The organism is Halorubrum amylolyticum, assembly GCF_004114995.1.
GTDB classification, from domain to species: Archaea; Halobacteriota; Halobacteria; order Halobacteriales; family Haloferacaceae; genus Halorubrum; species Halorubrum amylolyticum.
Genome location: NZ_SDJP01000002.1, coordinates 278,170 through 284,169, shown reverse-complemented (window position 1 = coordinate 284,169; position 6,000 = coordinate 278,170). Strand labels below are relative to the sequence as shown.

Below are 6,000 nucleotides of genomic sequence, written 5' to 3'. Positions count from 1 at the left end.
TGGAGACTCCGGCCGGGGAGTAACCGGTGGTTCGTGTCGTCGAGTGACGCGATTCACGCCCGCCGTAAACGGCGGGACTCTCTCGCTGTTTTAGGTAGGGACGACCCCCGCCACCACCGCTACCCCGAACCGCTCACCCGAAGTGGCTCTGCATCTCCGGGACCAGCTCGTCGGCGTCGACCGGCTTCGTCACGTAGCCGTCGGCGCCGGCCCTCACCGCCTCCATCATCTTCTCCTGCTGGTCGACGCTCGTGCACATCACGACCACCGCGTCCGGCCAGCGGTCCTTGATCGCGGCGGTCGCCTCGATCCCGGTCATCTCGGGCATGACGACGTCCATCGACACCGCGTCCGGCTCGTACGCCTCGAACAGCTCCACCGCCTCCGCGCCGTTCTCCGCCTCGTCGACCACCTCGAAGGCGTCCTCCAGCGCGTCCCGGACGACGGTCCGCTGGAACGAGGAGTCGTCGACGACGAGTACCCGCTCGGTCATGCCTGTCCGTCGGCGACAGAACATCATAAACGCGCGGATCGACCCGTGCCCGGTGGACGCTTCCTCGCTCCGTGTTCCGCGTCGATCTCGCAGAAGAACACCTTGTATATTCGACGAAGCGTATAATGGACATAGGAACAAGGTTAAGGAGTATCCGGCGGTACCAGCGTCTATGGAAACGCGGAAAGTCCAGCGGTTGGGGCCGTCGACGCTGGCGATGACCCTCCCCGCTGAGTGGGCGAAGGAGCACGGCGTCAACAAGGGCGACGAGGTGTCGCTGCGGATGGGCGGCAAGGGAACGCTCACGGTCCTACCGGAGTCGGTGAGCACGGAGGAGTCGGAGGCCGTGATCAACGCCGACGCGCTCGACGCGCGCTCGCTCGAACGCGCCATCGTCGCGCAGTACGTCCTCGGGCGGCGCGTGATCCACGTCCGCAGCGAGGGGACGCTCGACAGCGAGCACATCAACGCCGTCTACAAGGCCGAAACGCAGCTGATGGGACTCGGCGTCATCGAGGAGACCCCCTCGGACATCTCGATCCGGTGTTCCGTCGACCCCGAGGACTTCACCCTCGACAACCTGCTCGAACGGCTGGAGAACACGGGATCGACCATGCGCGGCGAGGCCGTGAAGGCGCTCGCGCACGGCAACCCCGACCTCGCGCAGCGCGCGCTCAACCGCGAGCGGCAGGCGAACAAGATATTCGTGCTCCTGCTCCGGCTCATCTTCACGGCGTACCAGAACCCGAACCTCGCCCGCGCGGTCGGGTTAGAGGAGGGGTTCCCGCTGATCGGCTACCGGTCGGTCGCGAAGAACCTCGAACTCACCGCCGACAACGCGGAGGACATCGCCGACATCGTGATGGAGGCGGAGGGCCACACGCTCGACGTCGACAGCGCGACGATGCGGCAGATCCGCGAGTTCACCGATCAGGTGGACGAGCTGACGGCGCTGGCCGTGCGGGCGGTCGTCGAGCGCGACTACGACCTCACCGTCGAGTGCCGCGACCTGTTCGCCCGGCTGGAGGACCGCGAGCAGGAGATCCTCGGGGAGTTGCCGAACGATCTCGACAACGACACCCTGCTGATGACCCGCGAGGTGCTCGTCAGCCTCCAGCACACCGCGGAGTACGCGATGCGGAACGCCGAGATCGCCGCGAACCTCGCGCTCAACGAGGAGTCGGAGCACGTCGAGATCATCTAGCCGAGCGTCGCCGTTTCGACCCCGAGTTTCCCGCGTTCGCATGAACTAAGTAGCCCCCCGCAAAGCGTCGAGTATGAGCGAGGCATCCATCGACTCTGACAAGGAGGTCGGCGTGGCGCTCGCGCTGGGCGCGATCGCGGTCGTCGGCGCCGTCGTGATGTTCGGCCACCCGTCCCAGCTCGGGAAGGCCTGGGGGTTCGGGGCGGCGTTCGTCTTCGCCCTCTGTTCGGTCGTCGCCGTCCAGATTTTCGACTGAGCGCGGGCCGGACGAGAAACCGTTAAGGACGTTTGCCGCCTACCTTGAGGTATGAGCGAGTACACCGAGGAGGAGCAACGCATCCTCGCGTACCTCACGGACAGCGTCACCCGTGGCGAGCGGTACGTCCGCTCGAAGACGATCGCCGACGCCATCGGCCTCACCGCCAAGCAGGTCGGCTCTCGGCTCCCCCGGCTCGCGGAGAAGTCCGACGACGTGGACATCGAGAAGTGGGGCCGCTCGCGGTCGACGACGTGGCGCGTGACCCCGCAGGGCTGATGCGATCTCCCTCTCGTTCGCTCGACTCCGCCCCCGTCCGCTTCACTCCACCCGCTCGACTCGCGTGCTTTTAACTCCCGTAGCCCCAAACGGGAGCGTATGACCGTCCGAGTCTCCCGGACGTTCGAGTTCGACGCCCCCCCTGCGGACGTGTGGGCGTTCATCTCGGACGCCGAGCAGCGCGCAGGAGCGATAAGCGTCGTCGACACCTTCGAGGTACACGGCGACGGGCGGGCGACGTGGCACGTCGCGCTCCCGGTCCCGATGATCCGGTCGACCATCTCCGTCGAGACGGAGGAGGTCGAGCGCGAGCCGCCGACCCGTGTGAAGTTCGTCGGCAAGTCGCGCGCCTTCCGCGTCACCGGTGAGCACACGATCACCGAGACCGACGGCGGCTGCCGGCTGGCCAACGAGTTCGTGGTCGACGGCCGGCTGCCGGGCGTCGAGTCCTTCTTCGAGCGCAACTTCGACGCGGAGCTGGACAACTTGGAGGACGCCCTGCGGGCGTCGCTCGGGACGACCGCATGAGGCTCGCCTGCGTCCAGCTCGGCGTCGAGGGCGGCGCCGTCGAGGACAACGTCGCGGACGCGATCGAGGCGGTCCGCGAGGCCGCGGCCGACGGGGCCGACCTGATCGTCCTCCCGGAGCTGTTCGACGTTGGGTACTTCGCGTTCGACTCGTACGCCCGCGCGGCCGAGAGCCTCGCCGACGACCGGCTGGGTCGGTTCGCCGCGGTCGCGGCCGAGGAGGGCGTCAACGTGCTGGCGGGGACCGTCGTCGAGGACCTCGCCGCGTCCGCGGCCGATGGGATCGAGGTGCCGGCCGACGAGGGGCTCGCGAACACGGCGGTCCTTTTCGACCGGAGCGGCGAGCGCCGGCTCGTCTACCGGAAGCGACACCTCTTCGGCTACGGCTCCGAGGAGACGGACCGGCTGGTCCCCGGCGAGCGGGTGCCGGTGACGGAGATCGAGGGCGTGCGCGTCGGCGTGACGACCTGCTACGACCTCCGGTTCCCCGAGCAGTTCCGGCGGATGGTCGAGGACGGCGTCGACTGCGTGCTGGTGCCGAGCGCGTGGCCGTACCCGCGCGTCGAGCACTGGCGGACGCTCGGGCGGGCGCGGGCGATCGAGAACCTGACGTACGTCGCGGCGGTCAACGGGAGCGGCGCGTTCGAGGACGACGCGCTCTGCGGCCGGACGACCGTCTACGACCCGTGGGGGACGACGCTGGCGTCGGCGGGCGAGGAGCCGACGACCGTGACCGCCGAGGTCGACCCGGACCGCGTGGCCGCGGTGCGCGAGGAGTTCCCCGCGCTGCGCGACCGCCGGTAGCCGCGGACCGTCTCATTTATACGGGAGAAGCGACAAGGATCGATTGCCGAAGTCCGACGCTTTTCTCGTTGGAGTTCGGCGACAAACCACGCGCCCGTCCCGACCACTCGGGCGGCGACGCCGGTGACAGCCCGGGGGTCCGCTGTTCGGCCGCCGCCCGCCCGCCTCCCGTCGTTCGATCGTTCAGTTCGCCTTTCGCCGCTTCCGGTCCGCCTTTCGCCGCTTCCGCCTCCTCTCCCTTTCGTCGCATCTCGGACCGACGCGCAGTCGTCGCACGAGGAGCCACGCCGGGACGCGGAAGCGTGACCGATCCACGCGACGGACCGCGAGACCGACGGACTGCGGAATTAACCGACCGTGAGACCGACGGACTGCGGAATTAACCGACCGTGAGACCGACGGACCGCGAAGCCGCCGACACGGTCGGTATCTGCATTGATAATTCGGGCGATAGCTACTTACGCCGGTCGGGGCAGGTCGTAAACGCCGCGGGCGAAGCCGACCGGCCCCAACCCGTTTCCGGGCGGACCGGTCGGAGACTCGCTTCCACCGTCCGTCGTCCGTCGGCTCTCGGGCTCGGGTCCACCCGCTCCCACACCGTACCCGATCCCGTTTCTCGGCGCGCGAGACGTCGGCTCCCCCAGCGGTCGGGCCGTCGAGTCGAAGCGCAAGGACGAAACCCTCGGACTCCGAACCGACGGTCGAATGTTCCCCCGCGAGTACCGCGGCGTCGCCGTCGTCGTCGGCCTGTTCCTCGCCGTGCAGCTGGGCGCGCTGGCGCTGGTCCCGGAGTTCACGGAGAGCGGCTATCAGGCGGTCGACGACCCGGAGAACCCGACGAACAGCCTCCTGTACATCGCCGCGATCGTCGTCATGACGGGGCTGATGCTCGCGGCGTTCCGCTACGACCTCGATCAGGCGATCCGGCTGCTGATCGTCGGCGTCTCCGCGTGGCTCTCGTGGTACGTCTTCTCCGCGGTGGTCCCACCGCTCGCGGCCGTCGCGCCCGCGGTCGCGGTCGGCGCCGCCCTGCTCGTCCACCCCGAGTGGTACGTGATCGACGCCGCCGGGGTATTGATGGGCGCGGGCGCGGCTGGGCTGTTCGGCATCTCGTTCGGACCGCTGCCCGCGCTGGTGTTGCTGAGCCTGCTGGCGGTGTACGACGCGATATCGGTGTACGGCACCGAGCACATGCTGTCGCTCGCGGAGGGCGTGATGGATCTGAACATCCCGGTGGTGCTCGTGATCCCGCTGTCGCTTTCGTACTCGCTTCTCGGGGAGCAGTCGGAACCGGAAGGCGATGCGGCCGACGACGGCGCCGGAGACGACGGCGCCGGAGACGACGGTGCCGGAGACGACACCGCCGACCGCGACGCCGGAGTCGGCCCCGAGGCCGACCCCAAGGCCGACCGCGACGACTCCGCGGACGGGGGCGCAGACGTCTCGGAGCCGACCGACATCGAGGACCGCGACGCGTTCTTCATCGGGCTCGGCGACGCCGTGATTCCGACGGTGCTCGTGGCGAGCGCGGCGACCTTCTCGCCGGCCGCGAACCTCTCGGTGCCGCTGATCGGGATCAACCTGCCCGCGCTGCTCGCGATGGGGGGCAGCCTCGCGGGGCTGCTGGTGCTGATGGGCTGGGTCGTCAAGGGACGCCCGCACGCCGGGCTGCCCCTGCTGAACGGCGGTGCGATCGGCGGCTACCTGATCGGCTCCGTCGCCGCCGGCGTCCCGCTGATCGAGGCGGTCGGGCTCGCCGGAGTGGTGTGAGCCGGCAGACGCGGTCCGCCGACGTCTCGGACTCCCGGCCGGCTCCAGGGCCTCTAGCCGTCGATCTCGGCGCGCGCCGACCTAGCCGCCGGCCCCGTTCCCGTCGTCCGCGCCGGCCCCGTTCCCGTCGTCCGCGCCGGCCCCGTTCCCGTCGTCCGCGCCGGCCCCGTTCCGCACCTTGACGGCGACGCCGCTGGCGAAGGCCTCGGCCTCGGCGCCGGAGAGCTCGGCCCGTCCGACCGCGAACAGCGCGTCGTCCTCGTCGACGACGAGCACCTCGTCGCCGGGGCGGATCCCGTCGTCGGCCGCGGTGACGAACTTCGCGAAGGTGTTGCGCCCCTCGCGGACGAACGGCTCGCTCTCCTCCCCGACGACCATCCGGTGGCGGGGGACCGCGAACGCCTCGCGGAGCCGGCGCCCGCCGGCGACGCCGAGGGTGAACCGCCCGTCAGTGCCGTACGAGACGAGCCGGTCGCCCTCCGGGCTCCCGGGGTCGTCGGCCACGTCGCCGACGATCACCTGTCGGGGGCGGCCGCCGCTCGACCGGCGGAGCGTCAGCGTCTCGTCCGGGGGGAACAGCGCGTCGCCCGCGCCCGCGCCGAACTGGTAGTCGGCGCCGGTCCGCAGGTCAGCGAGGGCCGCGTCGTCGCTCATACCCCGGCTATCG

At 70.0% G+C, this 6,000-nt stretch carries 8 protein-coding genes; 6 read left to right on the top strand and 2 right to left on the bottom strand.

The genetic code is table 11. The features are described 5' to 3' along the window. Nucleotides 1–133: 133 nt before the first annotated feature. A complete protein-coding gene (locus ESO89_RS03920) occupies nt 134–493 on the bottom strand; it encodes a response regulator (RefSeq protein ID WP_128904369.1) in 360 nt (119 codons plus the stop codon). A gap of 172 nt (nt 494–665) precedes the next feature. On the opposite strand from ESO89_RS03920, the gene ESO89_RS03915 reads away from it, so the two are divergent. The 6 genes from ESO89_RS03915 to ESO89_RS03890 all read left to right on the top strand — a co-directional run bounded on the left by ESO89_RS03915 (nt 666) and on the right by ESO89_RS03890 (nt 5,333). Continuing rightward, nucleotides 666–1,697, top strand: a complete 1,032-nt coding sequence (locus ESO89_RS03915) for a phosphate signaling complex PhoU family protein (protein ID WP_128904368.1) — start codon at nt 666–668, stop codon at nt 1,695–1,697. A gap of 73 nt (nt 1,698–1,770) precedes the next feature. After that, the gene (locus tag ESO89_RS03910; RefSeq protein ID WP_128904367.1) at nt 1,771–1,953 is read left to right on the top strand and encodes a DUF7525 family protein; all 183 of its coding nucleotides are present in this window, start codon (nt 1,771–1,773) and stop codon (nt 1,951–1,953) included. Between the two features lie 51 nt (nt 1,954–2,004). Continuing rightward, on the top strand, nt 2,005–2,232 hold the full coding sequence (locus tag ESO89_RS03905; RefSeq protein WP_128904366.1) for a DUF7123 family protein: 228 nt from the start codon (nt 2,005–2,007) through the stop codon (nt 2,230–2,232). A gap of 99 nt (nt 2,233–2,331) precedes the next feature. Continuing rightward, a complete protein-coding gene (locus tag ESO89_RS03900; protein WP_128904365.1) occupies nt 2,332–2,760 on the top strand; it encodes a CoxG family protein in 429 nt (142 codons plus the stop codon). After that, on the top strand, nt 2,757–3,563 hold the full coding sequence (locus ESO89_RS03895; RefSeq protein WP_128904364.1) for a carbon-nitrogen family hydrolase: 807 nt from the start codon (nt 2,757–2,759) through the stop codon (nt 3,561–3,563). Before ESO89_RS03900 ends, ESO89_RS03895 begins: the two co-directional genes overlap by 4 nt. A gap of 705 nt (nt 3,564–4,268) precedes the next feature. Next, on the top strand, nt 4,269–5,333 hold the full coding sequence (locus ESO89_RS03890; protein ID WP_128904363.1) for a presenilin family intramembrane aspartyl protease PSH: 1,065 nt from the start codon (nt 4,269–4,271) through the stop codon (nt 5,331–5,333). 81 nt (nt 5,334–5,414) lie between these two features. Here ESO89_RS03890 and ESO89_RS03885 read toward each other — a convergent pair whose 3' ends face one another. Continuing rightward, nucleotides 5,415–5,987, bottom strand: coding sequence for a PUA domain-containing protein (locus ESO89_RS03885; protein ID WP_128904362.1), 573 nt, complete (start codon nt 5,985–5,987; stop codon nt 5,415–5,417). Nucleotides 5,988–6,000: the final 13 nt, after the last annotated feature.